Raw genomic sequence first — 25,729 nt, 5'->3', positions numbered from 1 at the left:
GGCGCATTTTTCATGATGCGCAATGCACTTCTCAGCCATGAAACTCGCGCCGGAACCAGTCGCCGCTGGCGATCACGGGCCGGTCGTGCACGCGGTCGGGATGGACTTCGTACACAAGGCATTGCAACCGAACTGCATTCACCACGACCAGCAGCTCGCGCTTGATGTATTCCCCGCTGCCGTCGTCCACCACCTCTTCGAGCCGATCGAGTGCGGCCTCGACTTCCGGCGTGATGCGATAGATCTCGCCGTGCACCCGTCCTGCGCCACCAAGCACCGCGCCCGGATAGGCGCCCAGGTCGTACAGGGTGCCGGCAATCGCACCATCGCCGACGCGCTCGGGCGGTGGCCGCAAGCGCGCAATGTCGTTGCTGCCGCCCGCGCGCAGGGTGCCGTAGACGAACACATGACGCGGTGCGCTGGCCTGATGCGGCATCATCGAATCCGTTTTGTTTGAACGGCTCGCAGTCTATTGAACCCCGTCCGCACCACCACCCAGCGCATGCTGGCCTATGGTTGCCTCGCCCTCAGCATGTCGCTCGTGGGCAGCTATGTGGCTCTCTCCAAACCGCTCGTCGCAACCTTTCCGGTGCTGCTGCTGGCCTGGCTGCGCTTCGGCATCGCGGCGCTCGCGATGCCGCACTGGCTCAAACGCCCGGCAGACGAGCCGGCCATGACGCCGCGCACACGCGGCCTGGTGTTCCTCGAATCCTTTCTCGGCAACTTCATGTTCTCGGTCTGCATGCTGTTCGGCGTGAGCATGACCAGCGCGGTCTCGGCCGGCGTGGTCATGGCGTCGATCCCTGCAGTGGTCGCAGTGATGAGTTGGCTGTTTCTGCGCGAGCGCATCACCGTGCGCATCGCGGCGGCCATCGGCTGTGCTGCGCTCGGTATCGGGGTGCTCGCACTCGTGCCCGCCCACACGACAGCACCCGGCACGCCGCGCGTGGTGATGCCGTGGCTCGGCAACCTGCTGGTGTTCTGCGCGGTGCTTTGCGAAGCGGCTTACGCAGTGATCGGCAAATCGCTGACCGGCCGGATGGGGCCCAAGCGCATTTCGTCGCTGATCAATCTCTGGGGCTTCGTGCTCTCGACGCCCTTCGGCATCTGGTTTGCGCTGCAGTTCGACTTTGGCGCGGTGCATGGCGGCATCTGGCTGCTGCTGGTGGTTTACGCGATGGCCGCGAGCATCTGGACGGTCTGGCTCTGGATGACCGGTTTGCACCATGTGCCGGCCGCGCAAGCGGGCGTATTCACCGTGATGCTGCCGGTCAGCGCGGCGTTGGTGGGTGTGCTGGTGCTCGGCGAACCGCTCTCGGGCATGCAGGTGTTGGCCTTCGCTCTGGCCCTGCTCGGTGTCGTGCTTGCGACGTGGCCCGCGCGCCGCGCCTGAAAAGAGGCGCTTCTCCCCTCTGAAAAAACAACAGCTCCCAATGAAAAAGTCTCTTTTTCCCTTGGAAACGCGTTTTTTCTCCTTTAGCATCCGCAGTGCCAGTGGAGACGCGGTTTTTCATTGGTGAATGTCCAATCCAAAAAAAGGAAATCAATCATGGCAACTGCAAAGAAGGCTCCGGCCAAAAAGGCTCCCGCAAAGAAGGCCGCTCCGGCCAAGAAGGCGGCAGCTCCGGCAAAGAAGGCTGCACCTGCGAAGAAGGCTGCTCCCGCAAAGAAGGCTGCTCCGGCCAAGAAGGCTGCTGCGAAGAAGGCTGCGCCCGCCAAGAAGCGCACCCCCAACGCTGCGTTCATGAAGGCGCTGACGCCAAGCCCAGCACTGGCTGCCGTGGTCGGCTCGACGCCGCTGCCGCGTACGGCTGTGGTGAGCAAGCTGTGGGACTACATCAAGAAGCACAACCTGCAAGACAAGGCCAACAAGCGCAACATCAACGCCGACGCCAAGCTGAAGGAAATCTTCGGCAAGCCGCAAGTGTCGATGTTCGAGCTCGCTTCGCTGATCGGCAAGCACGTCAAGTAAGCATTCGGGCGCCTCGCGCACCCGCTCGGAAAGCCGGCTTTCGCCGGCTTTTTTTTGTCCCCTGCAAAGCCGTAGCTTGCTGAAAGCTCAGCTGTGCGCCTGCTGCGCCGCGCGCGTGATCGACGCCAGCGTGCCGCGCGTGGTGATCACCTCGGGATCGAGCGGAATCTCGATCAGCGTGCCGGTATCGGCCGCCAGCGCGCGCAGCAGCGCCGCTTCGAACTGCGCGGTGGCCGTCACGCGCTCGGCCGCATAGCCATACGCCTGGGCCAGCGCGCAGAAGTCCGGATTGCGCAATGACGTGCCGCTCACGTTGTTCGGGTATTCGCGCTCCTGGTGCATGCGGATGGTGCCGAACATGCCGTTGTTGAGCAGCACGATGATGCTCTTGCCGCCATGCTGCGCGGCCGTTGCAAGCTCCTGGCCGTTCATGAGGAAGTCGCCGTCACCGGCGATCGTGAACGCGACGCGCCCACTCACGATGTTGGCGGCGATGCCGGCCGGCACGCCATAGCCCATCGCGCCACTGGTCGGCGCCAGCTGCGTCTTGTGGCCCTTGGCAAGGCCGTGGTAACGGAAGAAGCGATGCACCCAGCTCGCGAAGTTGCCGGCCCCGTTGGTGATGGCCGCGTCATGCGGCAGATGCTTTTGCAGCAACGCCACCACCTCGGCCATGTCGACCGCGCCGCGCGGCGCGTCAGCCGGCAGCCCGGGCAGCGGTTGCGGCTTGAGGTTGTCGAGGTAGTCGGCGTTCGCGGCGGCCGTCCAGGCCTCCCACGGCACCTCGGGCGGCGCGGTCAGCACCTCGAGGCTGCGCGCCGCGGCACTCATGCCGGCGTTGATCGCAAGATCCGCCTGGTAGACGCGGTTGAGTTCTCCCGCGCTCGCATGGATGTGCACCAGCGTCTGCTTTGCTTTCGGCGCTTCGAGCAGCGTGTAGCCGCCCGTGGTCATCTCGCCGAGGCGCGGGCCGATCGCGATGATCAGGTCGCTCTCCTTCACGCGCTGGGCCAGCTTCGGATTGATCGCGATGCCCACGTCGCCCGCATAGAGCGGGTGGTGGTTGTCGAAAGTGTCCTGGTAGCGAAAGGCGTTGCCGACCGGCAGGCGCCAGTTTTCCGCGAAGCGCTGCAGCGCCTGTGCGGCCTGCGGCGTCCAGCCGCCACCGCCCGCGATCACGAAAGGGCGCTGCGCCTTGAGCAGCAATTCGCGCAGCGTGCGCAAGGCGCCCGGATCGCTCCACGGCTGCACGGCCTCGACGCGCGGCAGCGGTTGCGCGTCGGTCAGCGAACGCAACATGTCCTCGGGCAACACCAGCACCACCGGGCCGGGCCGGCCGTTCATCGCGGTGGAGAAGGCGCGCGCCACGTACTCGGGAATGCGGTTGGCATCGTCGATGCGCTCGACGCGCTTGGCGAAGCCCTTGGTGCTCGGCCCGAAGAAGCTGCCGTAGTCGACTTCCTGGAAGGCTTCACGGTCGCGGAAATCGCTGCCGACGTCGCCCACGAAGAGCACCATTGGCGTCGAATCCTGGAACGCGTTGTGCACGCCGATGGACGCATTGGTCGCGCCCGGTCCGCGCGTCACGAAGCAGATGCCGGGCCGGCCGCTCAGCTTGCCGTGCGCCTCGGCCATGAAGGCGGCCCCGCCCTCCTGCCGGTTCACGATGAAGCGGATGCGATCGCGCTCGGCATGAAAACCGTCGAGCACCGCGAGAAAGCTCTCACCCGGCACACCGAAGACGGTGTCGACCCCCTGCTCGATGAGGCACCTGACAATCAGGTGCCCCGCTACTTGATGTTCCATACCGTGCCCGCCCAGAAGTGAAAGAAGTCGCGGTCGATTATCGACATGGAATGCGGATCGCCAGTGCCTCAGGGAAAAAGCGGATGCATTTAATTCACTAACTAGTTACAACGGAACCATGGAAGCCACCTCCCTCGAGCCACGCCTGCGGGATGCCGACCGCTCGCAGCAGGCCATCCTCGCGGCCGCGCGCGACGAGTTCGCGCAGCATGGCCTGGCAGGCGCGCGCGTCGACCGGATCGCAGAGCGCGCGGCCCTCAACAAGCGGCTGATCTACTACTACTTCGGCAGCAAGGACGACCTGTTCATGGCCGTGCTGGAGAGCGTCTACGCCGACATTCGCGAGGCCGAAAAGGCACTGCACCTGCTCGACCTGCCACCCGCGGACGCGGTGCGCCGACTGACCGAGTTCACCTGGAACTACTACCTCGCGCATCCGGAATTCATCACGCTCCTCAATAGCGCCAACCTGCACCAGGCGCGCCACCTGACGAAGTCGTCGCGGGTGCGGGAGATGAATTCGCCGCTGATCCTGACGCTCGGCGACATCCTCGAAAAAGGCCGCCGGGAGGGCGTATTCCGCGGCGGCATCGACCCCGTGCAGCTCTACATCTCCATCGCAGGGCTGGCCTACTTCTACCTGTCGAACAACCACACGCTCTCGGCCATCTTCGGCCGCGACCTGATGACGCGAAAAGCGCACAACGAACGCCTCTCGCACATGGGCGACGTGATCCTAGGGTATGTACTGAGGGACTGAACAACCCGCTCCGTTGACGCGGCATGGCCCGGTTTCTACAATTCACCCGTTAGTGAATTAAACCGGAGACCTGACATGCACACCGTGATGAACCTGGCCCGTCGCGCTTTTGTCGTGACCGCGCTCTCTGCCGCAGCGACCGGCGCCCTGGCGCAGAACACCTACCCGAACAAGCCGATCCGCGTGATCGTGCCGTTCGCGGCCGGCAGCACCACCGACATCATTGCGCGCGCCATCGCCGACAAGATGTCGGCCAGCCTGGGCCAGACGCTGGTCATCGACAACCGCGGCGGCGCCAGCGGCACGATCGGCCAGCAGGCCGTGGCCACGGCCGCGCCCGACGGCTACACGATCATGATTCACTCGTCGTCGCACACGGTGAGTCCGTCGACCTTCGCCAAGCTGCCATTCGACACTGTCAACGACTTCGTCGGCGTCACGCCGATCTCGTCGCTGCCCAACGCACTGGTGATCTCGCCGAGCAAGAACATCAAGACGCTGCAGGAGCTGCTGGCCGCCGCGCGCGCCAAGCCAGGCAGCATCAACTTCGCTTCGGCCGGCCAGGGCAGCGCCACGCACCTCAACGCCGAGAAGTTCAAGATGGCCGCGAAGATCGAAGCGACCAACATCCCGTTCAAGGGGTCGGGCGAGGCAGTCACCGAAGTGCTGTCGGGCCGGGTCGACTACTACTTCTCGCCGATCGCGCCAGTAATCGGCCAGATCAAGGAAGGCACGCTGCTGGCGCTGGCCGTCGGCTCGCCCAAGCGCGCGGCCGCGCTGCCCAATGTGCCGACCACCGCCGAAGCGGGCGTGCCGGGCTCGGAGTTCAACTTCTGGATCGGCATGATGGCGCCCGCCAAAACGCCGCGTGACGTGGTGAACCGCCTGCACGACGAAGTCGAGAAGGCTCTGGCCTCGCCCGAAGTCAAGGAACGCTTCCTGAAGCTCGGCGCCGACGCCTGGACGCTCAAGCCCGAGCAGTTCGACGCCTACATCAAGGACGAAATCAAGAGCAACGCCACACTGGTCAAGGCGGCGGGCCTGCAACCCACGCAATAAGCAACCCCGGAGAGCAAACACACATGGCACAACAACGACTCGGCCTCATCATGCACGGCGTCACCGGACGCATGGGCATGAACCAGCATCTGATCCGCTCTATCTGCGCGATCCGCGCACAAGGCGGCGTCACGCTGTCGAACGGCGACAAGGTCATGCCCGACCCGATCCTCATCGGCCGCAATGCCGAGAAAATGGAAGCGCTGGCCAAGGCCCACGGCATCGCGCGTTGGGGCACCGACCTGGACAAGGCGCTGGAGAACAAGGACGACACGATCTTCTTCGACGCGGGCACCACGCAGATGCGCCCCACCCTGCTCGCCAAGGCGATCCGCGCCGGCAAGCACGTCTACTGCGAGAAGCCGATCGCGACCAACCTCAACGAGGCGGTCGAGATCGCCCGCCTGGCCGAAGGCTCGGGCCTGAAGCACGGTGCCGTGCAGGACAAGCTGTTCCTGCCAGGCCTGCGCAAACTCGACATGCTGCGCCGCGCCGGCTTCTTCGGCCGCATGCTGAGCGTGCGCCTGGAGTTCGGCTACTGGGTGTTCGAGGGCGACCTGCAGCCGATCCAGCGGCCCTCGTGGAACTACCGCAAGGAAGATGGCGGCGGAATGATCCTGGACATGATGTGCCACTGGCGTTACGTGCTGGACAACCTGTTCGGCGAAGTGAAGTCGGTGTCCTGCCTGGGCGTGACGCACATCCCCAAGCGCTGGGACGAGAGCGACAAGCCCTACGAGTGCACGGCAGACGACGCGGCCTATGCCACCTGCGAACTGGTCGGCCACAACGGCGAACCGGTGGTGGCGCAACTCAACATGAGCTGGGCAACGCGCGTGCGCCGCGACGACCTCGTCACCTTCCATGTCGACGGCACCGACGGCTCGGCCGTCGCGGGGCTGTCGAGCTGCCGCGCCCAGTCGCGCGTGGCGACGCCGCGCCCGGTGTGGAACCCGGACGAGAAGCAGACCATGAACTTCTTCGACCAGTGGCAGGAGATTCCGGACTCGCAGGTCTACGACAACGGCTTCAAGATCCAGTGGGAGCACTTCATTCGCCACGTGGTCGAGAACGAGCCCTACAAGTGGACGCTGCCCGAAGGCGCCAAGGGCGTGCAGCTGGTCGAGGCCGCACTGGAGAGCTGGAAAGACCGGCGCTGGGTCGACGTGCCGGCGCTGCAGGTCTGAAACCACGCAGCAGCGCCAGCATCATGCCCCTGACCCTCACCCTTCCCACCGCGAGCGGCGCGCTCGCCCCCTACGCATTGCGCGGCAGCGTGCCGGCCAAGCCACCGGCCGGCGTGGCGTTCAACCGCATCGCTTACTCGGCCGCACACGTGGTCGCCGATCCGCTCGCGGCCGTCGATCCGTGGCTGCAGGCTGCCGTCGACTGGGACACCACCATCGCCTACCGCCAGCACCTCTGGTCGCTCGGCCTGGGCGTGGCCGAGGCGATGGACACGGCACAGCGCGGCATGGGCCTTGACTGGCCGACCTCGCTGGAGCTGATCCGCCGCTCGCTCGATGCCGCAAAGGACGTTCCCGGCGCCCTGGTCGCCTCCGGCTGCGGCACCGACCACCTGAACCTCGACGAGGTGAAGAGCGTCGACGACGTGATCCGCGGCTACGAAGAGCAGATGGCCGCGATCGAAGCGCTCGGCGGCAAGCTGATCGTGATGGCCAGCCGCGCGCTGGCCCGCGTCGCGAAGAGCCCGGCCGACTACGAGCGCGTGTACGACCGCATCCTGTCGCAGGCCAGGCAACCGGTGGTTCTGCACTGGCTCGGCGAGATGTTCGATCCCGCGCTGGCGGGCTACTGGGGCACTGCCAACGTCGATGCCGCGATGGACACCGCCATCGGCATCATCGCCGCGCATCCGGAGAAGGTCGACGGCATCAAGATCTCGCTGCTCGACAAGGACAAGGAGATCGCGATGCGCCGCCGCCTGCCCAAGGGCGTTCGCATGTACACCGGCGACGACTTCAACTACGCCGAGCTGATCGCCGGCGACGGCTTTGGCGACGAGCCGATGCACGGCAAGAGCGATGCGCTGCTGGGCATCTTCGACGCCATCGCGCCGGCCGCCAGCGCGGCGCTCGGCGAGCTGGCACAGGGCAACGTCGAGAAGTTCCACGCGCTCCTCGGGCCGACGGTGCCGCTGTCGCGCCACATCTTCGCGGCGCCCACGCGCTTCTACAAGACCGGCGTGGTGTACATGGCCTGGCTCAACGGCCATCAGAAGCACTTCACGATGGTCGGTGGCCAGCAGAGCACGCGCTCGCTGCAGCACTTCGCCGAGCTGTTCCGCCTCGCGGATGCAGCCAACGTGCTGGAGCAACCCGAGATCGCCGTGCAGCGCATGAAGACGCTGCTCGCACTGCATGGCGTCGACGCCTGACCCGCGCCCGCATTCCTCGAACCGAAGGAGACACGACATGAAGAAGATCCTGATGAAGACCCTGCTGCCGCTCGTGCTGGGTGTTGCCACAGCGAGTGCGATGGCGCAGGCCTGGCCCACCAAGCCGGTGCGCGTGGTCATTCCGTTCCCGCCCGGCGGCACGCTGGACACGGTGGGCCGCCTGCTGGCGCAGAAGCTGGGCGAGCAGACCGGCCAGACCTTCGTCGTCGACAACAAGCCGGGCGGCAACGGCACCATCGGCGCCGATGCCGTCGCCAAGGCGCCGGCGGACGGCTACACGTTGCTGTTCAACGCATCGACCTTCGTGACGGCGCCGATGACCATGAAGTCGGTGCCCTACGGCGTGGTCGCCAACTTCACGCCCGTGGCGCTGGTCGCCAAGGCGCCGCTGTCGGTGGCGATCAACAAGAACCTGCCCATCACCGACGTGAAGTCGCTCGTGGCCTATGCCAAGGCCAACCCCGGCAAGATGACCTTCGCCGTGGGCTCGATCGGATCGGCCGGCCACCTCTCCACCGAGCTGCTCAAGCGCGCCGGCCAGCTCGACTACCTGATCGTCCCTTACAAGGGCACCGCGCCTGCATTCCAGGATCTGATCGGCGGGCAGATCGATGGGTTCATCGATCCCATCCTCGGCTCGCTGCAGTACCACAAGAGCGGCATGCTGCGCGTGATCGCGGTGACCTCCAAGGCGCGCGCGAGCAGCCTGCCCGACGTGCCGACCGTGGGCGAAACGATCAGCGGCTACGAGTTCTACAGCTGGTACGGGCTGTGGGGCCCGGCCAAGCTGCCGGCAGACGTGACGACGCGCCTGAACACCGAGGTCAACAAGGCCCTGGCCAGCGCCGAGATGCGCGACAAGCTGACGCCGCAGGGCCTGCTGCTGACGCCGGGCTCGGTGGAAGACTTCACCAAGTTCCAGCGCGACGACATGGCGGCTTCGCAGAAGATCATCACCGAAGGCAACATACGTGTTGAATGAGCGGCGGTGCGCGGTGGTCACGGGCAGCAGCTCGGGCATCGGCCTTGCCATCGCGCAGCGACTGCTGGCCGACGGGTGGCATGTCTTCGGCTTCGACCTTGCACCGCCATCACTCTCGCATGAGGCCTTCAGCGCATCGGCCGTCGACCTGCGCGATGGCGCCGCCACCGAGGCGGCGACCCGTGCCGCGACGGCCGCGGCCGCCGGCCCGATCGATGCGCTGGTTCACGCAGCCGGCGTACTGCGCGTCGGCGCGCTGGGCACGCTGGGAACACTCGAGGGCCCTTTGATGTGGCAACTGCACGTTGACGCGGTCGAGCGCATCGCCAACATCCTCGTGCCGGCCATGCGCGTCGCCGGGCGCGGCCGCGTGGTGATGATCGGAAGCCGTGTCGCGCGCGGCATGGCCGGCCGCAGCCAGTACGCCGCGACCAAGGCCGCACTCGTCGCCATGGCGCGCAGCTGGGCGGCCGAGGTGGTTGCGAGTGGCGTCACGGTCAACGTGGTGTCGCCCGCTGCGACGGCCACCGCCATGCTGGAGGATCCGGCGCGCACGACGGCGACGCCGCGCGTGCCGCCGCTCGGCCGGCTGATCCAGCCGCAGGAGGTGGCTGCACTGGTGGCCTACCTGCTCTCGCCCGATGCGGATGCGATCACGGGCCAGGACATCCAGATCTGCGGAGGCGCATCGCTGTGACGCACGACCGCACGAGCGCTCGACCTGCATCCGGGCCGCTGGGTCTCATCGGCCTCGGCCTGGTCGGCACGGCGCTGGCACAGCGGCTGACCGCGGCCGGCTTCGAGGTCGTGGGATTCGACGTGCGCGAGGAAGCGCGGGAAGCGCTGCGCGCATCGGGCATGCGGGTCGCATCCTCACCGGGCGAGATCGGACGCGAGTGCCGGGTCGTGGTGCTGGCCGTGTTCGACACGCAAGGCGTGATCGATGCGACCGAAGGCCCGCAGGGCCTGGTCGCCGGCGGCATTGTGCGCACACTCATCGATTGCTCCACCGGCGTGCCCGAGGCGCTGGAAGCGCTGGCCGGCCGGCTGGCGCGGCGCGGCATCGACTTCATCGAGGCGCCGCTGTCGGGCTCCAGCAGCCAGATCGCCGCGGGCGAGGCCACGCTCCTGCTCGGTGGCGATGCCGATGCGATCCGGCATCATGAAAGCGTGCTCGCCGCACTGTCGACGCGGCGCATCCATGTCGGCGGTGCCGGTGCCGGCGCGCGCGCCAAGCTGGCCACGAACCTCGTGCTCGGACTCAATCGCGCCGCGCTCGCGGAGGGCATCGTTCTGGCCGAAAGCATGGGCATCGCACCGGCGCGTTTCGTCGAGCTGGTGCTGGCGACGCCGGCGCGCTCCGATGCGGCCGTTGCCAAGGGCGCCATGATGGTGAGCGGCGAATTCGCGCCGCAATCGCGCATCCGGCAGCACCTGAAAGATGTCGACCTCATGCTCGACCACGGCCTGCGCACCGGCCAGCGCCTGCCGCTCTCAGAGACCCATGCCGACCTGATGCGCGCCGCCGTCGCGGCGGGCGACGGCGAACTCGACAACGCCGCGATCCTGCGCCAGATGCGCCGCGAACGGCACGCCCCGACGCCTCCCGACAAGACCTGAACCTCTGAACCTTTCACCCATGCGCGATTTCTCCCAAGACCACGACTGGCTCTCCATCAACACGGCCACGGTGCGCAAGCAACGCGGCGCCGAGGTGCCGCTGGATCGCATCATCGACCAGTGCGCCGAGCGCGGCGTGCGCGCCATCAGCCCGTGGCGCGACCAGGTCGCTGCGGTCGGCCTCGACAAGGTGGCCAAGCAGCTGAAGGCGCACGGCATCGGCCTGTCGGGCTACTGCCGCGGCGGCTTCTTCCCGGCGCCCGACGCCGCCGGCCTGAAGGCCGCGCTCGACGACAACCGCCGCGCGATCGACGAGGCCAAAACACTGGATGCGCCCTGTCTCGTGCTGGTGGTCGGCGCGCTGCCCGGCGCGCTCGACGGCAAGGCCGCCTACAAGGATCTGGGCCGCGCCCGCAGCGAAGTCCGCGGCGGCATCGCGGCCTCGCTCGACTACGCACGCGAGGTCGGCATGCCGCTCGCCATCGAGCCGCTGCACCCGATGCAGGCAGCCGACCGCGCCTGCATCAATACGCTGGAGCATGCGCTCGACATTTGCGACGAGCTCGACCCCGAACGCAGCGGCATGCTGGGCGTGGCGCTCGACATCTATCACGTGTGGTGGGATCCGAAGCTGCAGCAGCAGATCGCCCGCGCCGGCAATCAGCGCCTGCTGGCATACCACGTGTGCGACTGGCTCACGCCCACGCGCGATCTGCTGTCCGACCGCGGGATGATGGGCGATGGCGTGGTCGAGTTGAAGAAGATTAGGGGCTGGGTCGAAGCGGCCGGCTTCGCTGGTTTCAGCGAGGTCGAGATTTTTTCGGCGCTCGACTGGTGGCAGCGTGATGGGGCCGAGGTGCTCGACACCTGCATCGAACGCCACAAGCGCGTGGTTTGATGCGCTGACGGGGGCGGGATCAGGGCGCTGAGGTTCCGGGGCGGGCTCAGGGCGGCGGGGCACGCTGCTCCGCGAATGTCCCCCGGCCTGCGGCCCGCCCCGGAACATGAACTCGGCAACGACACGAAACGCCCCGCTGTGCTGCAATCGGCCTTATGGCTGACCCGACCCTAGACGACCTGCGCCGTTATGCCGTGGCGCGCACCTTGTTCAAGCCCACGACGCTGCCGCGCGCGATCCAGCGGCTCGGCTTCGTGCAGGCCGATCCGATCCGCGCCCCGGCGCGCGCGCAGGATCTGACGCTTCGCCATCGCGTCGCCGACTACCGCGCCGGCGACCTCGAACGCCGCTATCCACGCCTTCCGATCGAGGAAGACTGCCTCGTCAACTACGGCTTTCTGCCGCGCGAGCACCTCGCGCTCATGCACCCCCGCGAGTCCAAAAGCCCGTGGGATGCCGAGACGCAGCGCAAGGCGGCCGCCGTGCTGACCTTTGTCCGCGAACAGGGCCAGGTGCATCCACGCCAGGTGGAGCTCCATTTCGCGCACGGGCGCATGAAGAACTATTGGGGCGGCTCGAGCAACGCGAGCACGCACCTGCTCGATGGCATGCACTACCGCGGCATGTTGCGGGTGGCGCGACGCGACAGCGGCACGCGCATCTATGAAGCCGTGGCACACCCACCCTGCGACGAAAGCCCGGTCGGGCGGGCGCAACGCGCTGCGGCGCTGGTTGATCTGGTGGTGCGCAAGTACGCGCCGCTGCCGGCCGCCAGCCTGACCTACCTCGTGCGGCTGCTGGGCTATGGCGCGCCGCATCTCTCGGCGCAAACGCGGGACGCCTTGCGGCAGGCGCGCGAACAACTCGCCACCTGCCGCATCGACGGCACGACCTGGTACTGGCCTGCCGATGAAAACCCGGGCTCCCGACGCCATGCGCCCGACGAGTCGGTGCGCCTGCTCGCGCCCTTCGATCCGGTGGTGTGGGATCGCCGCCGCTTTGAACTGCTGTGGGGCTGGACATACAAGTTCGAGGCCTACACGCCGGCACCGAAACGCCAGTTCGGCCACTACGCCCTGCCCCTGCTGTGGCACGACCGTGTGATCGGCTGGGCCAACGTGTCGGCAAGCGAAGGCCGGTTGGCGCCGATCTTCGGCTATGCAGGCGCGGCACCGCGCGGCGCGGCGTTTCGCTCGGCGCTGGACGACGAGCTGCAGCGCATGACGCAATTCCTGGCCGCACGCTGAAATGCGCAGCGGGCCGTGGGGTTTTGGCTCCTGCGTGACAGCGCGCCGGCCCGCTCATCCCTAGAATCGACTCCGCTCCGGCGCAGGCTGGGGCAAGCGTTCTCAGGGCGGGGTGCAATTCCCCACCGGCGGTGATGGCAGCGAAAGCTGCACAAGCCCGCGAGCGCCCGAAGCCCAGCGGGTTTCGGGGTCAGCAGATTTCGGTGAGATTCCGAAGCCGACGGTCACAGTCCGGATGAAAGAGAGCGCGAAACGCTGTCCTGGCTGCGCGCGTTCTGCGTCGTGCGGTCTGGCCCGCGGCTTCGTGCGCCCTGATTCTGGAAACCTGCTTTTTGCAAGAGGCACCATGAGTCAGATCAACGACCTTCCCCTTTCCGCCCTCCCGGCGTCCGATGCATCGAACGGCCTGCGCGTCGCTTTTGTCCAGGCGCAGTGGCATTCCGACATCGTGCACCAGGCGTGCGATGCCTTCCTCGAAGAGATGGCGCGCCAGGGCTTCGCACGCGACCGCATCGACGTCATCGACGTCCCCGGCGCGTTCGAGATCCCGCTGCAGGCCAAGCGCCTCGCACTGTCGGGCCGCTATGCCGCCATCGTCGGCTGCGCGCTGGTGGTCGACGGCGGCATCTACCGCCACGAGTTCGTGGCCAACACGGTGGTCAACACGCTGATGGCGCTGCAGCTCGAAACCAACGTGCCGATCCTGTCGGCCGTGCTGACGCCGCACCACTTCCATGAGCATGTGGAACACCGCAAGTACTTCCATCGTCACTTCGCGGTGAAGGGCACTGAAGTGGCCGACGCCTGCATCAAGACGATCGAGGGCTTGCGCCAGGTCGACGCACTGCTGGCCTCCTGAGCCGGGGCGCGCTACGCTGCGCGCATGACCCAAGCAGACCGCTACACCCTCTACGGCGCACCCGGTTCGGGTGCCACGCCGGTGCACGCCGCGCTGACATTGATCGGTGCGGAATGCACGGCCATCGACGTTTCGCCCTGGGAAGGCGAGCACGAGCGCAACAAGCTCACGGTCGTCAATCCGCTGCAGCAGGTGCCCGCGCTGGTGCTGCCCTCGGGCGAAGTGATGACCGAAAGCGCCGCCATCCTCATCTGGCTGGGCGACCGCTATCCCGAGGCGCAGCTTTGTCCGGCGCCGGACGACCCGCTGCGGGCGCGTTACCTGCGCTGGATGGTGTACGTGCCGGCCGCGATCTACTCCATGTACTGGGTGCGCGACGAGCCCTCGCGCCTCACACCCGAGGCGGCAGCGCAGGCAACGATGCTCACACGCACGGCAGAGCGCATTGCCGAATGTTGGCACCTGATGGACGCGCAGCTGCAGGGCGACACGCCCTGGCTGCTCGGCGACCGCATCGGCATGCTCGACCTGTACGTGGCGGTGGTGTCACGCTGGACGCCCGGGCGCGCGCGTTTCTACCGCGAGGCGCCACGCATGGCCGAGGTGGTGCGCCGCGTCGATGCCGAGCCGCGGCTGGCGGACTTCTGGGCCGCTCGCTACCCGTTCGCGCCCGGCTGGGGCAGCGTCGATCCGTGAAGCGACCTGCATGGCCACCACACGTCGCAAGTGCAACGAGAAAGGTTCAGATCGAGCGCTGGTTGACACGCTTTGAAAGGGCCTCGGCACTCTCCCGGCGCTCGCTGTAGCGATCCACCAGGTAAGGCGCCACGTCGCGCGTCAGCAAGGTGAACTTGAAAAGCTCCTCCATCACGTCGACCACGCGCTCGTAGTACGCAGAGGGCTTCATCCGGCCAGCCTCGTCGAACTCGAGAAAGGCCTTGGCCACCGATGACTGATTGGGAATCGTCAGCATGCGCATCCAGCGGCCCAGCACGCGCAGCTGGTTCAAGGCATTGAAGGACTGTGAGCCGCCGGACACCTCCATCACCGCCAGCGTCTTGCCCTGGGTCGGCCGCACGGCGCCGATGCTCAGTGGAATCCAGTCGATCTGCGCCTTCATGATCCCGGTCATCGCGCCATGGCGCTCCGGCGAGCACCAGACCATGCCCTCGGCCCATTGCGCCAGTTCGCGCAGTTCCTGCACCTTCGGGTGATCCGCCGGCACGCTGTCCGGCAAGGGCAGCCCGGTGGGGTTGAAGATGCGCACCTCGCCACCCATGGCCTCCAGCAGGCGGGCCGCTTCTTCGGTTAACAGCCGGCTGAAGGATCGCTCGCGCAGCGAGCCGTAGAGCAGCAGAAACCGTGGCGCGTGCCGCGCCGGCGCGGCACTGACCAAGCGCTCCATCGAAGGCCGCTCGAACAGCTCCGCGTCGACGTTCGGAAGATCAAGCCGTGCGACTGACACGACGGCCCTGCGCATCGATCACCACTTCGCCGTCCTCTTTGGTGAACGGGCCCTTCTGCGGCGACGGCAGGATGTCGAGCACCACCTCGGAAGGCCGGCACAAGCGGGTGCCCAGCGGCGTGACCACGATGGGGCGGTTCATCAGGATCGGATGTTCAACCATGAAGTCAAGCAACTGCTCGTCGGTCCATTTCGGATCCGCGAGGCCCAACTCGTCATAGGGCGTGCCCTTTTTGCGGAGCAGCGCCCGCACCGGAATACCCATGGCCTGGATCAGCGTCTGCAGCTTCGGTTTGCCCGGTGGGGTCTTCAAGTACTCGATGACTTCGGGCTCGTCACCGCTGTTGCGGATCAGAGCCAGCGTGTTGCGCGAAGTGCCGCAGTTCGGGTTGTGAAAGATCGTGATGGAAGGTACTGATTGCATGACTTCTATTATGCAATTAATATTGAAATATGGAAGAACAAGAAGTCGTCAGATCCCTAGCGGCCCTGGCCCAACCCGTGCGCCTGCAGGTGTTCCGCGCACTCGTGGTGGCGGGCCCCGACGGGCTGACCCCCGGTGCGCTGGTCGAAGCCCTGAACGTGGCCGGCACCAGCCTGTCGTTCCACCTCAAGGAGCTGACCCATTCGGGTCTTGTGACGCAAGAGCGCAATGGCCGCAACCTGATTTACCGCACGGCCTTCGACCAGATGAATGCCCTGGTGGGCTACCTGACCGAGAACTGCTGCGCCGGCGAAGCCTGCGCTGTCGAATCCACCAACAAGGCATGTGCCTGCTGAAGGAGATCCCCATGAAGCGCTGCGATTTCGCAGAGCCGGCGGCATGAGCGATCTTCCTCGCAAGCTGCTGGCAGAAGCACTGGGCACCGCATTGCTGCTGGCCGTGGTGATCGGCTCGGGCATCATGGCTGAGCGTCTGTCTGGCGGCAACGTCGCCATCGCGTTGTTGGCGAACACCCTGGCGACTGTCGGTGGGCTGTACATCCTGATCGAGGTGTTCGGCCCGATCAGCGGCGCGCACTTCAACCCGGCGGTCAGTGCCGTGATGGCATGGCGGCGCGAGTTGCCCGCAGCGAGCCTGGCGCCCTACATCGTGGCGCAGCTCGTCGGCGCGCTGCTCGGTGCCTGGCTGGCGCACGCGATGTTCGACATGGGCATCCTGCAGTTCTCGGCCAAGGTGCGCAGCGGCGCGGGCCAATGGATCGCCGAGGCCGTGGCCACTGCCGGACTGTTGCTGGTGATCCTGCGCGCGCCGGCGGGCCGCGCCAGCGCGATGGTCGCGGCCTACATCGGCGCGGCTTATTGGTTCACCGCATCCACCTCGTTCGCCAATCCGGCTGCGGTGTTCGGCCGCATGTTCAGCGACAGCTTTGCCGGCATTGCGCCCGCCAGCGCGCCGGGCTTCGCGCTGGCCGAGTTGATCGGTGCGGCCATCGGGCTGGCGATTCACAACGCCCTGGAGCCGCGCCGGCACCCTGCAGGGCATCCCAACGTGATCGAGTCGTCCGGTCAGCGGCGGTAGGTCAACCCGCACTCCACCGGAGCCAGAGCACCGGCAGCGACGACGCCAGCAGCGCGACGCCCGATGCCGTGAGCAGCCCCAGCACGATCTGGCGGAACGCGGCGTCGCTGATGCCGATGTAGAGCCGCGCACCGAGCAACACCGGCACCAGCACGCAGACCGCGACGATGCCCAGCATCGGCAGCATCGCGACGGCCACGTTGCCAGCGCCGATCTGCAGCGCGAACGCGACGGCGAGCATGGAGAGATTGAAGTTCTGGACCACCGATCGCTGGACGTCTTTTTCGAGTCCGCGCAGCGTGCACCAGAGCGTGGGCACCGGCCCGGTGAAGCCGCCGACACCGCCGCAGATGCCGCCCAGGAAGCCCGAAACGCCGTCCGCCACGCGCCCGCCCCATGTGACGCGCGGCAGCTTGCGCGCGAACAGCATCGCGAGGCACCATGGCACGAGCAGCCCGCCCAGGCAAGCCTTGAACAGCGCCACATCGAGCCGCGGCAGCAGCCAGATGCCGATCGGCACACCGACCAGTCCACCCAGCACGAAGGGCAGCAGCAGCCGCTTGTCGAAGCCGCGCCGCACGGTCACCGCAGCGATCACCTGCCCGCAGAGCGCGCCGAAAGTGGCGAGCACGGCGGCCAGCTTCGGATCGACCGCCCAGGCCCAGAACGACATCGCGACCAGCCCGAAGGCGAAGCCCGACAGCCCCTGCACGAAGCCCGCGACCACCGCGCCGAGCGCGACGACCAGGTAGAGCGAGGTGCCGCTCAACGGCCGCTCAGGCGGAGACCGGAACGAGCGCCGTGCGCCGCACCCGCCGCACATTGAAGGCGCTGGCGATCAGCACGCCCTGCACCAGCGCCAACCCGAGGATCACGCTCAGGTACTGGCCGTGGTCCATCAGCCGCCCGAAGATCAGCGGCGCCACGGCCTGCCCGATGTCGAGCCCCGCGTAGACCACGCCGTAGACGCGACCGGTGGCATTGGGCGGCGTCGATTTCTTGACCAGCAGGTCGCGCGACGGCCCCGCAATGCCCGAGGCAAACCCCATCGCGCCGAACAGCACCGGCACCAGCACCGCCGGAAAGCTGGCGAAGGCGAGCACCAGCGCCAGCAGCGCCGCGATGCCGAAGCCGGCACCCACGATGCGCTCGCAGCGCGACGGATCCGACGCAAGAAATCCGCCCACCACCATGCCGGCCGCGCTCGCCACCATGTAGACCGTCAGGCACACCGCCACCAGTGCCACCGGCACCGCATGCAGATGGCCGGCCGCCACCGGTGCGAAGGTCTGCACGATGCTGATCACCATCGCGTAGAAGAAGAAAAAGCCGAAGCACATCCACACCGCCGGGATGCGCAGAAAGTCGAACTCGCCGCCGACCGCTGCCGGCTCGCCCTGCCCGGTCGCCTTGTGCACGGCTTTCACGTCGAGCGCGAGCACGCTGCGGTTGAGCCACAGCACCAGCAGCACCCCCAGCGCCACCACGCCTGCAGAAGCCAGCGCCACGCGCCACGAATAGGCGATCGCGATCGGCACCACGAAAGCCGGCGCCAGGGCCCAGCCCAGGCTGCCGGTGATGCCATGCACGCTGTAGGCATGGCCGAGCCGCGTCGGCGCCACCTTGCGGTTGAACAGCGTGTAGTCGACCGGATGGAACACGCCGTTGCCGACGCCCGCGACCATCGCGCAGGCCAGCAGCATCCAGTAGCTCTGCGCCATCGAGTAGCCAATGGCCGCCAGCGCCAGCAGCCCGAGCCCGACGAACAGCACCGGCCGCGGGCCGAGCTTGTCGACGATGAAACCCGAGGCCGCCTGCACGATGCAGGACACCACGAAAAACACTGTGAGCACTGCGCCCAGCTCGGTGTAGCTCACGTCGAAAGCGTCTTTGAGCCAGGGGAACAGCGGCGCCAACACGAGCTGGCTGAAATGGCTGATCGCATGCGCCAGACCCACCAGCCCGATGAGCTTGGCGTCCGCCTGCAAAGTAGGGCCGCCCGAAGCGGTGGAGTTGGTGGCGGTCGTCATGTCTGGCTACAAATTGGGGGGCGGGCTTTGATGCTAGTCGCGGCAACGGCGTCAGAATGGCGATAGATAGACAACATTTGTCGCAACCATGCCAAGCGCTGAGACTTTCGCCGCACCGACCCTGAGCGTCGGACCCCTGACGCCGCACCTCTATGCGCCCGACGCGGTGCGCCCGCTGCGTGCCAAGGAACACTTCCTGAAGGCCGACACGCTGGTCGAGCTGCACCAGCACCCGTGGCCGCAGCTCACGTTTTCGACGCGCGGCGTGATCCGCCTCAGCACCGAAGACGGCAGCTACATCGTGCCGCCCTCGCGCGCGCTCTGGGTGCCGGCCGACATGCCGCACAGCATCACCCTGATCGAAGACGCCGAGCTTCGCACGGTGTACCTGCACGGCTGGATCGCGCCGGGCTGGGAGAAATGCGAAGTGCTCGAGATCAGCCCGCTGCTGCGCGCACTGATGCTGGCGCTCGACACCACGCCCGACGGCCTGCCGCCCCGCGACTCGCAGGCGGCGCAACGCGAGCGCTGGATCGCCCCACTGCTGGTGAACGAACTGGAGCGCGCTACGCAGATCCGCATCGACGTGCCGCTGCCCGCCAACAAGCGACTGCGCCAGTTGTGCGAGGCGCTGCTGCGCAACCCCGCGAACCGCGCAACGCTGGCCGAACGCGCCGCCGTCATCGGTGCCAGCGAACGCACCGTGGCGCGCATGTTTCGCGACCAGCTCGGCATGAGCTGGCAGCAATGGCGCCAGCAGGCCGTGATGGCCCATGCGCTGCCGCTGCTGGCGCGCGGCATGCCGGTGAGCCAGGTTGCGACTGCCAGCGGCTATGCAACCGACAGCGCGTTCTGTGCGATGTTCAAGGCCGCGACAGGACAATCACCGACCGCGTTTCAACACAAGAAGAGGCTCTGATGAACACTCACTTTCGCAACACCCTCGCCGCCCTTGCCCTGCTCGCTGCTGGCGCGTCGTCGACGGCCCACGCCAACCTGCTCGGCGACCTGAAAAGCCAGGCCGGCAACTACGCGATGCCGGCCGTCGGCGCCAGCACCATCGGCAACGCCGCCGGCGTTCTGCAGTACTGCGTGAAGAACAACTATCTGGGCAGCGATGCCGCCTCCGTCAAGGACAAGCTGCTCAGCAAGATCACCGGGCAGAAGCAGCAGCAAGCCGGCTATGCGAACGGCGCCAAGGGACTGCTGCAGGGTGGCGACGGCAAGTCGCTGAACTTGAAGGCCGTGTCGGGCAAGCTCAAGACCAAGGCCTGCGACTACGTGCTCAAGAACGCGTCGTCGCTGGTGTAACGCCGTCGGGCGAGCCGGGCTGGGCGATCGGCGAGGCGAGTGCACGCGCAGCGTCGTCGGCACCCGGAAGGCCCCATTCCACGGTGACCGCGTGAACGCGCAGCACGAAGCGCATGGCCTCCACTGCAGCGTGTTGGCGGCCGATGGCACAGAGCAGCGCCCAGTCGGCGTCGGCCGCAACCGGAAGCCCCGTGGCGCGCGCATCCTGCAGCGCATGCCAGACCGCGACGACGGCGCGTGAGGCAGGCTGCCCGAGCGCCGTGGGCGCCCGCGCCGCCAGGTGGGTGTCGAGCCAATGCCGCAACGCATCGTCGATGCCGGCCACCCCGTGCACCAGCGCGTGGGCGAGCGGCACCGATGTCAGGGGCAAGGTCGAGAGTGTGGGCCGATAAACGCCGAAGCGATCAGGCTCCGAACGCGCAGCCGACCAAGTGGGGAGCATCCAGCGGAACATTCGGCCAGCATGCCGCAATCCCGGCGCTCAGCGTGTAGGCGCAAAGTACATCTGCACGTGCGAAGGCCAGAATTTTGGGGCGCCGGTTTGTACAATTTGTCCACTTCGCGCTTCTCAGCCAGGGCCACGGCATCAGGCGCGAGCAGCTATGAATTCGATGGCCCCCATTCTCACACTGCGGCAGCGCCTCGCGCGCTGGATGCCCTGCCTTGCCTGGCCACGCCCGAGCCGCGCCCTGCTGTACAACGAAGCGCTGGCCGGCATCACGGTCGCGCTGATGGTGATTCCGCAAGGCGTTGCCTATGCCGCATTGGCCGGCATGCCCCTGGTCACGGGCGTCTACGCGGCGCTTTGGCCGGCGCTGGTGGCGGTGTTGTTCAGTTCGTCGCAGCGCCTGTCGGTGGGGCCGACCGCACTCACCAGCCTGCTGGTCGGCGCCTCGCTCGCGCCGCTCGCCGTGGCGGGCAGCGCCGAATGGGTGGCGATGGCGGTCTGGCTCACGCTGCTGTCGGGCGGCATCCAGATCCTGATTGGGGCGGGGCGCTTCGGCTGGCTGCTGCGGCTTGTGAATTCGCCGGTGCTCACCGGGTTCACCCAGGGTGCGGCAATCCTGATCGCGGTGTCGCAATTGCCGTCGTTGATGGGTTTCACCGGCCGCACGATCCTGCAGGTGCTGCAAGGCGGCCCGCCGCCGGACTGGACAGCGATGGCCTTCGGCGTCGGCAGCATGGCGGTGCTGTGGCTCGGCAAGCGCTGGTTGCCGCGCTTCCCCACCACGATGGCGCTGGTCGCCGGCGCCGCAACGCTGAGCTGGGCGCTGAGCTATGCGCTGCTCGGCGGCGCGGTGGTGGGCGCTTTGCCCTCGGGCCTGCCCTCGTTCTACTGGCCCGGTGGCGTGCCGCTGTCGACCCTGGGCGCGCTGCTGCTGCCGGCGCTCATGATCACGCTGGTGAGCTTTCTGGAAACCGCATCGAGCGCCAAGATCGACAACGCGCGCGCCGGCACGCTCTGGAACGAAAACCAGGATCTCATCGGCCAGGGCCTGGCCAAGATCGCCTCGGGCCTCACCGGCGCGTTCCCGACCAGTTCGTCGTTCTCGCGTTCGGCCATCACGCTCTACGCGGGCGCGCAAACCGGCTGGGCCACGCTGTTCAGCGTGGTGGTGGTCGCGATCGCGCTGCTGTGGCTCATGCCGCTGCTGTACCACCTGCCGCAGGCGGTGCTGGCCGCGGTGGTGATGACGGCCATCTTCGGGCTGATCAGGCCACGCAGCTTTCTCATGCTGTGGCGCATATCGCGCGTGGAGGCCGGCATCGCGTTGGCGACCTTTGTGCTCACCCTCGCGACCGCGCCGTCGATCTACTGGGGCGTGCTCGGTGGCCTGCTGGCCAGCCTGGCGAACTACATGTACCGGCACCTGCACCCGCGGATCATCGAAGTCGGCCTGCACGGCGACGGCAGCCTGCGCGATCGCCACCTGTGGCACCTGCCGCCGCTGGCACCCGACCTGTACGCGCTGCGCATGGACGCCGAACTCGACTTCGCCTCGGCCAGCACGCTCGAGCGCGCGATCGCCGAGCAACTCGCGGCGCAGCCGGGCCTGACCGACGTCTGCCTGTTCGCGCAGCCGATCAACCGCATCGACATCACCGGCGCCGAGGTGTTTGGCGCGATCCGGCGCCTGCTCGAAAGCAAGGGCGTGCGCCTGCACCTGAGCGGCCTCAAGCTGCCGGCGCAGCAGGTGCTCGACCGTGCGGGGCTGCTGGCGCCGGGGCCGATGTTCTTCAGCTACCGGACCGACGCGGAGGCGCTGACGGCACTCAAGAGCACTGACGCGCCCGCGGCATAGGCCACTCGTCCTGCCGCGGCCGTGCGAAATTGCGCGCACCCGCTACTTTTTCCCGGCGTCTATGCCGCACGTGCAATGCCCCGCGCCGAGCCGCGGAACGAAAATTGCGCGACGGCCTCCGATGACCATGCACCCGACATCGACTCCTCTTTCAGCGCTCCGGCGTCCCGTTTTGTGCTGCACGCTGGCAGTGCTCGGCCTGCTGTCGGCCTGCGGCGCACCGGGTGAGCGCACCCGGCTGGACATGCCGGTCGATCTGGCTGCGCAAACGCCCGAACGCGTGAATGCGGCCCCCGCCGACTACCGGGGCAACGACTGCGAGATGCTGGCGCGCTTTCTGCCCGCAATGCAACACGGTTACCGCATCACGGCCGGCTTCACGCACACGGTCTACGGCTGGCATGTCAGCGCAATCGAGCAGGTGCAGCGCGAAAAAGGCTGTGACGACCCGCGCGCCGTCGCGGCTGCAGCGGCAGCGAAGTCGGCGGCCAGCGGCCAACTCGGCGTTCAGCTCGAGCCCGTCACACCTGCGGTGGCCCGCACGCTGGGCATGGACGCGCCGCGCGGCGCGCTCGTGGTCGCACCGGCCGGGCCGGCAGGCCTGCGCGAACGCGATGTGATCGTCGAAATTGCGGGGCAGCGGGTACAGACCCCCACCGAGCTGAAGTCCATCGTCGGCCTGATGGCGCCCGGTTACCGCGCGCCGCTGCGCGTATGGCGTGAAGGATCGATCGTCGAACTCACGATCGAAATCTCGGCCCCAGCGGCTGCAGCCGCGCAGCCGACCACGGTCGCCACGAAGCGCTGAGCGCCGCAATGCGCCGCTATCGCCCGCCCTGCGCGCGGGCCGGGGCGCAACAACCGCAGCCACCACCATGCTGCGACAGCCGCTGGTACGAAGGCCCGGCCATCGGGCTGCCCGGCGCACGGCGCTGCGTGCGCCCCAGCAGCGCGGGCGCCGACAGCACCCGGCCCGACGCAGCACCGCACGCGGGACACGGCGCGGGCTCGCGAAAGTCGGCGATCGACCGCAGCGCCGTGAACGGCCCGCATTCGGCGCAGGCGTAGCTGTAGAGCGGCATCGTCTCGCCTACCAGCCGCCCGACTCGCCGCGCGCCACGAACTGGCCGCCGCCGGGCTTGCCGAGCCACTGCTCGCCGTCGACCAGCAGTTCGCCGCGCAACATCACCTTGCAGACCTTGCCGGTGACGGCCTTGCCCTCGAACAAGGTGAAATCGGCGTTGCCGTGTTGCGTTGCGGCCGAGATCACATGCTGGGCGTCGGGGTCGAACAGCACGAGGTCGGCATCGCTGCCGACGGCGATGGTGCCCTTCTTCGGGAACATGCCGAACAGCTTGGCCGGCGCGGTCGACGTGAGTTCGACGAAGCGGTTGAGCGAGATGCGGCCGGCGCGCACGCCACCGTCGTACAGCGTGGGCATGCGTGTCTCGACGCCGGGCACGCCGTTCGGGATCTTCGAGAAATCGTCGCGGCCGTAGGGCTTCTGGTTGATGCGGCCGAGGTGCCCCTCCTTCATGCAGAACGGGCAGTGGTCGGTCGACACCAGTTGCAGGTCGTCGGTGCGCAGCGCCGTCCACAGCGCCTTCTGCGATTCCTTCGAGCGCAGCGGCGGACTCATCACGTAGCGGGCCAGATCAAAGTCGTCGCTGTCGTAGGCGCTGTCGTCAAAGAACAGGTAGTGCGGACAAGTCTCTGCGAACACCGGCACGCCCATGTCGCGCGCTTCGACCACATGCTTGAGTGCCTCCTTGGCAGACAGGTGCACGAAGTACACCGGCGCCTCGGCCAGTTCGGCGAGCTTGATGCCGCGGTGCGTGGCCTCGCCTTCCATGATCGCCGGGCGTGTCAGCGCGTGGTACTTCGGCGCCGTGTGGCCCTGCGCCAGCGCCTCCTGGATCAGCAGCTCGATGATGGTGCCGTTCTCGGCATGCAGCGCGATCATGCCGCCGTGCTGCCCGACCATGCGCATGGCCTGAAAGATGGCTGCGTCGTCGACCATCACCGAGCCCGGGTAGGCCATGAACATCTTGAAGCTCGAGATGCCTTCGTGCCGGATCGCGTGCTGCATGTCGGCCAGCGCCTGCGCGTCGACACCGGTCACGATGACGTGGAAGCCATAGTCGATGCAGGCGCCGGCCGCGCCCTTCTCGCGCGTGCGCTCGATCGCTTCGAGCACGCTCACCTCCTTGCGCTGGAACGCGAAGTCGACGATCGTGGTGGTGCCGCCGAACGCCGCCGAGCGCGTGCCCGACTCGAAGCTGTCGCAGGTGGTCGAGGCACCGAAGGTGTTGTCCATGTGCGTGTGGCAATCCACGCCGCCGGGCAGCACCATGAGGCCCTTCGCGTCGATGACCTGCGCATCGGGCCCGGCATCGAGCGCGAGGCCGATCGCGACGATGCGGCCATCGTCGACCAGGATGTCGGCGGTGTAGTCGTCGACCGCGGTGACGATGCGGCCGTTGCGGATGATCTTGCGGGACATGGGGTCGGTCTCCAAAAAAGCGGGTCAGGCGTGCACGCCGGCCGCGGCCAGCGCACGTTCCAGCGCAGTCACTTCCGCAGCAGGAAGCGGGCCCATCGGCAGGCGCATCGTGTCGCTCGGAATGCGGCCCAGCAGCTTCAGGCAGGTCTTCAGGCGTGCCGTGGCGTAGCCGCCCGGCGCCGTGCCGTAGATCGCCTTGGCGAGCGGGTAGATGCGATCGTTGAGGCGACGGGCTTCGTCGAGATCCTGGCGCCGGATCGCCTGCTCGAGCGCGATCACGAGTTCGGGCGTGACCGCCGCCAGGCTCACCAGGCTGCCCTCGCTGCCGACCAGGAAGCAGGTGAAGAGGTGCTCGTCGCCCGAGGCCATCATCGCCACGTGCGGCGCCACCCGCTTCACCAGTCGCAGGCTGGCCTCGTAGGCGGCCGCTTCCCAGCTGCCCTCCTTGATGCCGACCACATGCGGCAGTTGCGCGAGCTCGGCCAGCACCTCGGGCCTGTAGGCCATCGCACCGGCATTCACGCCGGCCTGGTAGAGCATCAGCGGCATCTGCGCATTGGCGTTGGCAATGCGGTGGTGCGTGACCGCCATGTGCTCGTCTTGCGACAACGCCCAGGAGAACGGCGGGAACAGCAGCACCGCATCGGCGCCTGCAGCCTTTGCATCGTCGACATGGCGCTGCGCCTCGAAACTGTCTTCGGCGTTGATTCCGCTCACCAGGATGGAGCGACGACCGCAGACCTCGGCCGCGATCTCGGCAACGCGGCGCTTTTCTTCGCGCGACAACATGAAGTTCTCGCCCGCATGGCCGTTGATGAGCAGGCCGGCCATGCCGGGCACGAAAGCGTTGGCTTCCAGATGCCGCGCCAGCGTGGTCTCGTCGATGCGCCCGTCGTCGAGCAAGGGGCAAAGCGTGGCGGCGTAGATGCCGTGGAAGGCGTTGGAGCGGTCAGGGATCATGGCGTGGGCAGAG

29 protein-coding genes and 1 riboswitch are annotated in these 25,729 nt (G+C 67.4%); of the genes, 19 read left to right on the top strand and 10 right to left on the bottom strand.

Annotation, left to right across the window (positions count from 1 at the left end; genetic code table 11):
- Positions 1-31: 31 nt before the first annotated feature.
- Positions 32-436 carry a gamma-glutamylcyclotransferase family protein gene (locus tag QTI05_RS16680; protein WP_444812912.1) on the bottom strand — a complete coding sequence of 135 codons (405 nt, stop codon included), beginning with the start codon at positions 434-436 and terminating at the stop codon, positions 32-34.
- 66 nt (positions 437-502) lie between these two features.
- Here QTI05_RS16680 and QTI05_RS16675 point away from each other — a divergent pair, with 66 nt between their 5' ends.
- The gene (locus tag QTI05_RS16675) at positions 503-1,393 is read left to right on the top strand and encodes a DMT family transporter (RefSeq protein WP_286622414.1); all 891 of its coding nucleotides are present in this window, start codon (positions 503-505) and stop codon (positions 1,391-1,393) included.
- 156 nt (positions 1,394-1,549) lie between these two features.
- Positions 1,550-1,972 carry an SWIB/MDM2 domain-containing protein gene (locus tag QTI05_RS16670; RefSeq protein ID WP_286546101.1) on the top strand — a complete coding sequence of 141 codons (423 nt, stop codon included), beginning with the start codon at positions 1,550-1,552 and terminating at the stop codon, positions 1,970-1,972.
- An 87-nt stretch (positions 1,973-2,059) separates the two neighbouring features.
- Here the strand turns inward: QTI05_RS16670 and QTI05_RS16665 are convergent, their stop codons facing one another.
- Positions 2,060-3,778, bottom strand: a complete 1,719-nt coding sequence (locus QTI05_RS16665; RefSeq protein ID WP_286622285.1) for a thiamine pyrophosphate-binding protein — start codon at positions 3,776-3,778, stop codon at positions 2,060-2,062.
- 118 nt (positions 3,779-3,896) lie between these two features.
- Here QTI05_RS16665 and QTI05_RS16660 point away from each other — a divergent pair, with 118 nt between their 5' ends.
- From QTI05_RS16660 to QTI05_RS16610, 11 genes are all read left to right on the top strand, one after another.
- Positions 3,897-4,538 carry a TetR/AcrR family transcriptional regulator gene (locus tag QTI05_RS16660; RefSeq protein ID WP_286546099.1) on the top strand — a complete coding sequence of 214 codons (642 nt, stop codon included), beginning with the start codon at positions 3,897-3,899 and terminating at the stop codon, positions 4,536-4,538.
- 87 nt (positions 4,539-4,625) lie between these two features.
- Positions 4,626-5,597, top strand: a complete 972-nt coding sequence (locus QTI05_RS16655; RefSeq protein WP_286622413.1) for a tripartite tricarboxylate transporter substrate binding protein — start codon at positions 4,626-4,628, stop codon at positions 5,595-5,597.
- Positions 5,598-5,620: 23 nt separating this feature from the next.
- Positions 5,621-6,784 (top strand): Gfo/Idh/MocA family protein, encoded by a 1,164-nt coding sequence (locus QTI05_RS16650; protein ID WP_286622284.1) that lies wholly within the window; start codon positions 5,621-5,623, stop codon positions 6,782-6,784.
- 23 nt (positions 6,785-6,807) lie between these two features.
- Positions 6,808-7,995, top strand: a complete 1,188-nt coding sequence (locus tag QTI05_RS16645; protein WP_286546097.1) for a dihydrodipicolinate synthase family protein — start codon at positions 6,808-6,810, stop codon at positions 7,993-7,995.
- Positions 7,996-8,047: 52 nt separating this feature from the next.
- The gene (locus tag QTI05_RS16640) at positions 8,048-8,998 is read left to right on the top strand and encodes a Bug family tripartite tricarboxylate transporter substrate binding protein (RefSeq protein ID WP_286546247.1); all 951 of its coding nucleotides are present in this window, start codon (positions 8,048-8,050) and stop codon (positions 8,996-8,998) included.
- Positions 8,988-9,695, top strand: a complete 708-nt coding sequence (locus QTI05_RS16635; protein ID WP_286546096.1) for an SDR family NAD(P)-dependent oxidoreductase — start codon at positions 8,988-8,990, stop codon at positions 9,693-9,695. The genes QTI05_RS16640 and QTI05_RS16635 overlap by 11 nt, the downstream gene beginning before the upstream one ends.
- Complete coding sequence (locus tag QTI05_RS16630; protein ID WP_286546095.1) at positions 9,692-10,618, top strand: NAD(P)-dependent oxidoreductase; 927 nt, start codon at positions 9,692-9,694, stop codon at positions 10,616-10,618. Before QTI05_RS16635 ends, QTI05_RS16630 begins: the two co-directional genes overlap by 4 nt.
- 19 nt (positions 10,619-10,637) lie before the next feature.
- Positions 10,638-11,516, top strand: coding sequence for a sugar phosphate isomerase/epimerase family protein (locus QTI05_RS16625; RefSeq protein ID WP_286622283.1), 879 nt, complete (start codon positions 10,638-10,640; stop codon positions 11,514-11,516).
- A 155-nt stretch (positions 11,517-11,671) separates the two neighbouring features.
- A complete protein-coding gene (locus tag QTI05_RS16620) occupies positions 11,672-12,763 on the top strand; it encodes a DNA glycosylase AlkZ-like family protein (RefSeq protein WP_286622282.1) in 1,092 nt (363 codons plus the stop codon).
- Between the two features lie 94 nt (positions 12,764-12,857).
- Positions 12,858-13,014: riboswitch (FMN riboswitch) on the top strand.
- Between the two features lie 95 nt (positions 13,015-13,109).
- Positions 13,110-13,622, top strand: a complete 513-nt coding sequence (locus tag QTI05_RS16615) for a 6,7-dimethyl-8-ribityllumazine synthase (RefSeq protein WP_286546091.1) — start codon at positions 13,110-13,112, stop codon at positions 13,620-13,622.
- A gap of 24 nt (positions 13,623-13,646) precedes the next feature.
- Positions 13,647-14,318: a glutathione S-transferase family protein gene (locus QTI05_RS16610; protein ID WP_286546090.1), complete on the top strand. Its 672-nt coding sequence runs from the start codon at positions 13,647-13,649 to the stop codon at positions 14,316-14,318.
- A 46-nt stretch (positions 14,319-14,364) separates the two neighbouring features.
- Here the strand turns inward: QTI05_RS16610 and arsH are convergent, their stop codons facing one another.
- The gene (arsH, locus tag QTI05_RS16605; protein ID WP_286622281.1) at positions 14,365-15,102 is read right to left on the bottom strand and encodes an arsenical resistance protein ArsH; all 738 of its coding nucleotides are present in this window, start codon (positions 15,100-15,102) and stop codon (positions 14,365-14,367) included.
- Positions 15,068-15,511: an arsenate reductase (glutaredoxin) gene (gene arsC / locus QTI05_RS16600; protein WP_286622280.1), complete on the bottom strand. Its 444-nt coding sequence runs from the start codon at positions 15,509-15,511 to the stop codon at positions 15,068-15,070. Before arsC ends, arsH begins: the two co-directional genes overlap by 35 nt.
- Positions 15,512-15,540: 29 nt before the next feature.
- On the opposite strand from arsC, the gene QTI05_RS16595 reads away from it, so the two are divergent.
- Positions 15,541-15,867, top strand: coding sequence for an ArsR/SmtB family transcription factor (locus tag QTI05_RS16595; protein ID WP_286622279.1), 327 nt, complete (start codon positions 15,541-15,543; stop codon positions 15,865-15,867).
- Between the two features lie 43 nt (positions 15,868-15,910).
- A complete protein-coding gene (locus QTI05_RS16590) occupies positions 15,911-16,609 on the top strand; it encodes an aquaporin (RefSeq protein ID WP_286622278.1) in 699 nt (232 codons plus the stop codon).
- A gap of 1 nt (position 16,610) precedes the next feature.
- Here QTI05_RS16590 and QTI05_RS16585 read toward each other — a convergent pair whose 3' ends face one another.
- On the bottom strand, positions 16,611-17,378 hold the full coding sequence (locus QTI05_RS16585; RefSeq protein ID WP_286546083.1) for a sulfite exporter TauE/SafE family protein: 768 nt from the start codon (positions 17,376-17,378) through the stop codon (positions 16,611-16,613).
- A gap of 7 nt (positions 17,379-17,385) precedes the next feature.
- Positions 17,386-18,639 carry an MFS transporter gene (locus QTI05_RS16580; RefSeq protein WP_286622277.1) on the bottom strand — a complete coding sequence of 418 codons (1,254 nt, stop codon included), beginning with the start codon at positions 18,637-18,639 and terminating at the stop codon, positions 17,386-17,388.
- Positions 18,640-18,727: 88 nt separating this feature from the next.
- On the opposite strand from QTI05_RS16580, the gene QTI05_RS16575 reads away from it, so the two are divergent.
- Both QTI05_RS16575 and QTI05_RS16570 read left to right on the top strand, forming a co-directional pair.
- Complete coding sequence (locus QTI05_RS16575) at positions 18,728-19,558, top strand: AraC family transcriptional regulator (protein WP_286622275.1); 831 nt, start codon at positions 18,728-18,730, stop codon at positions 19,556-19,558.
- Entirely contained in the window at positions 19,558-19,950 is a 393-nt protein-coding gene (locus QTI05_RS16570) for a DUF2501 domain-containing protein (RefSeq protein WP_286622274.1), read from the top strand. Before QTI05_RS16575 ends, QTI05_RS16570 begins: the two co-directional genes overlap by 1 nt.
- Here the strand turns inward: QTI05_RS16570 and QTI05_RS16565 are convergent.
- Positions 19,925-20,320 carry a hypothetical protein gene (locus QTI05_RS16565; protein ID WP_286546078.1) on the bottom strand — a complete coding sequence of 132 codons (396 nt, stop codon included), beginning with the start codon at positions 20,318-20,320 and terminating at the stop codon, positions 19,925-19,927. The two genes, QTI05_RS16570 and QTI05_RS16565, sit on opposite strands and share 26 nt — an antisense overlap.
- Before the next feature lie 241 nt (positions 20,321-20,561).
- Here QTI05_RS16565 and QTI05_RS16560 point away from each other — a divergent pair, with 241 nt between their 5' ends.
- Both QTI05_RS16560 and QTI05_RS16555 read left to right on the top strand, forming a co-directional pair.
- Positions 20,562-22,253 carry a SulP family inorganic anion transporter gene (locus tag QTI05_RS16560; protein ID WP_286622273.1) on the top strand — a complete coding sequence of 564 codons (1,692 nt, stop codon included), beginning with the start codon at positions 20,562-20,564 and terminating at the stop codon, positions 22,251-22,253.
- 127 nt (positions 22,254-22,380) lie between these two features.
- Positions 22,381-23,061: a S1C family serine protease gene (locus QTI05_RS16555; RefSeq protein WP_286622272.1), complete on the top strand. Its 681-nt coding sequence runs from the start codon at positions 22,381-22,383 to the stop codon at positions 23,059-23,061.
- Positions 23,062-23,077: 16 nt separating this feature from the next.
- Here QTI05_RS16555 and QTI05_RS16550 read toward each other — a convergent pair whose 3' ends face one another.
- The 3 genes from QTI05_RS16550 to QTI05_RS16540 are packed head-to-tail and all read right to left on the bottom strand — an operon-like array spanning position 23,078 to position 25,716.
- The gene (locus QTI05_RS16550; protein WP_286622271.1) at positions 23,078-23,335 is read right to left on the bottom strand and encodes an FmdB family zinc ribbon protein; all 258 of its coding nucleotides are present in this window, start codon (positions 23,333-23,335) and stop codon (positions 23,078-23,080) included.
- 8 nt (positions 23,336-23,343) lie between these two features.
- On the bottom strand, positions 23,344-24,756 hold the full coding sequence (hydA, locus tag QTI05_RS16545; RefSeq protein WP_286622270.1) for a dihydropyrimidinase: 1,413 nt from the start codon (positions 24,754-24,756) through the stop codon (positions 23,344-23,346).
- 24 nt (positions 24,757-24,780) lie between these two features.
- Positions 24,781-25,716, bottom strand: coding sequence for a dihydrodipicolinate synthase family protein (locus QTI05_RS16540; protein ID WP_286622269.1), 936 nt, complete (start codon positions 25,714-25,716; stop codon positions 24,781-24,783).
- Positions 25,717-25,729: the final 13 nt, after the last annotated feature.

It is taken from the genome of Variovorax fucosicus (assembly GCF_030316825.1).
Taxonomy (GTDB): domain Bacteria; phylum Pseudomonadota; class Gammaproteobacteria; order Burkholderiales; family Burkholderiaceae_C; genus Variovorax; species Variovorax fucosicus.
The sequence above is the reverse complement of the archived record's forward strand: the minus strand, read 5'-3'. Positions and strand labels throughout refer to the sequence as shown.

Bases quoted from the DNA above. Each gene is read 5' to 3' on its own strand.
- QTI05_RS16680 (WP_444812912.1), bottom strand. From the start codon at position 436: ATGCCGCATCAGGCCAGCGCACCGCGTCATGTGTTCGTCTACGGCACC.
- QTI05_RS16675 (WP_286622414.1), top strand. From the start codon at position 503: ATGCTGGCCTATGGTTGCCTCGCCCTCAGCATGTCGCTCGTGGGCAGC.
- QTI05_RS16670 (WP_286546101.1), top strand. From the start codon at position 1,550: ATGGCAACTGCAAAGAAGGCTCCGGCCAAAAAGGCTCCCGCAAAGAAG.
- QTI05_RS16665 (WP_286622285.1), bottom strand. From the start codon at position 3,778: ATGGAACATCAAGTAGCGGGGCACCTGATTGTCAGGTGCCTCATCGAG.
- QTI05_RS16660 (WP_286546099.1), top strand. From the start codon at position 3,897: ATGGAAGCCACCTCCCTCGAGCCACGCCTGCGGGATGCCGACCGCTCG.
- QTI05_RS16655 (WP_286622413.1), top strand. From the start codon at position 4,626: ATGAACCTGGCCCGTCGCGCTTTTGTCGTGACCGCGCTCTCTGCCGCA.
- QTI05_RS16650 (WP_286622284.1), top strand. From the start codon at position 5,621: ATGGCACAACAACGACTCGGCCTCATCATGCACGGCGTCACCGGACGC.
- QTI05_RS16645 (WP_286546097.1), top strand. From the start codon at position 6,808: ATGCCCCTGACCCTCACCCTTCCCACCGCGAGCGGCGCGCTCGCCCCC.
- QTI05_RS16640 (WP_286546247.1), top strand. From the start codon at position 8,048: ATGAAGACCCTGCTGCCGCTCGTGCTGGGTGTTGCCACAGCGAGTGCG.
- QTI05_RS16625 (WP_286622283.1), top strand. From the start codon at position 10,638: ATGCGCGATTTCTCCCAAGACCACGACTGGCTCTCCATCAACACGGCC.
- QTI05_RS16620 (WP_286622282.1), top strand. From the start codon at position 11,672: ATGGCTGACCCGACCCTAGACGACCTGCGCCGTTATGCCGTGGCGCGC.
- QTI05_RS16615 (WP_286546091.1), top strand. From the start codon at position 13,110: ATGAGTCAGATCAACGACCTTCCCCTTTCCGCCCTCCCGGCGTCCGAT.
- QTI05_RS16610 (WP_286546090.1), top strand. From the start codon at position 13,647: ATGACCCAAGCAGACCGCTACACCCTCTACGGCGCACCCGGTTCGGGT.
- arsH (WP_286622281.1), bottom strand. From the start codon at position 15,102: ATGCGCAGGGCCGTCGTGTCAGTCGCACGGCTTGATCTTCCGAACGTC.
- arsC (WP_286622280.1), bottom strand. From the start codon at position 15,511: ATGCAATCAGTACCTTCCATCACGATCTTTCACAACCCGAACTGCGGC.
- QTI05_RS16595 (WP_286622279.1), top strand. From the start codon at position 15,541: ATGGAAGAACAAGAAGTCGTCAGATCCCTAGCGGCCCTGGCCCAACCC.
- QTI05_RS16590 (WP_286622278.1), top strand. From the start codon at position 15,911: ATGAGCGATCTTCCTCGCAAGCTGCTGGCAGAAGCACTGGGCACCGCA.
- QTI05_RS16580 (WP_286622277.1), bottom strand. From the start codon at position 18,639: ATGACGACCGCCACCAACTCCACCGCTTCGGGCGGCCCTACTTTGCAG.
- QTI05_RS16575 (WP_286622275.1), top strand. From the start codon at position 18,728: ATGCCAAGCGCTGAGACTTTCGCCGCACCGACCCTGAGCGTCGGACCC.
- QTI05_RS16570 (WP_286622274.1), top strand. From the start codon at position 19,558: ATGAACACTCACTTTCGCAACACCCTCGCCGCCCTTGCCCTGCTCGCT.
- QTI05_RS16560 (WP_286622273.1), top strand. From the start codon at position 20,562: ATGGCCCCCATTCTCACACTGCGGCAGCGCCTCGCGCGCTGGATGCCC.
- QTI05_RS16555 (WP_286622272.1), top strand. From the start codon at position 22,381: ATGCACCCGACATCGACTCCTCTTTCAGCGCTCCGGCGTCCCGTTTTG.
- QTI05_RS16550 (WP_286622271.1), bottom strand. From the start codon at position 23,335: ATGCCGCTCTACAGCTACGCCTGCGCCGAATGCGGGCCGTTCACGGCG.
- hydA (WP_286622270.1), bottom strand. From the start codon at position 24,756: ATGTCCCGCAAGATCATCCGCAACGGCCGCATCGTCACCGCGGTCGAC.
- QTI05_RS16540 (WP_286622269.1), bottom strand. From the start codon at position 25,716: ATGATCCCTGACCGCTCCAACGCCTTCCACGGCATCTACGCCGCCACG.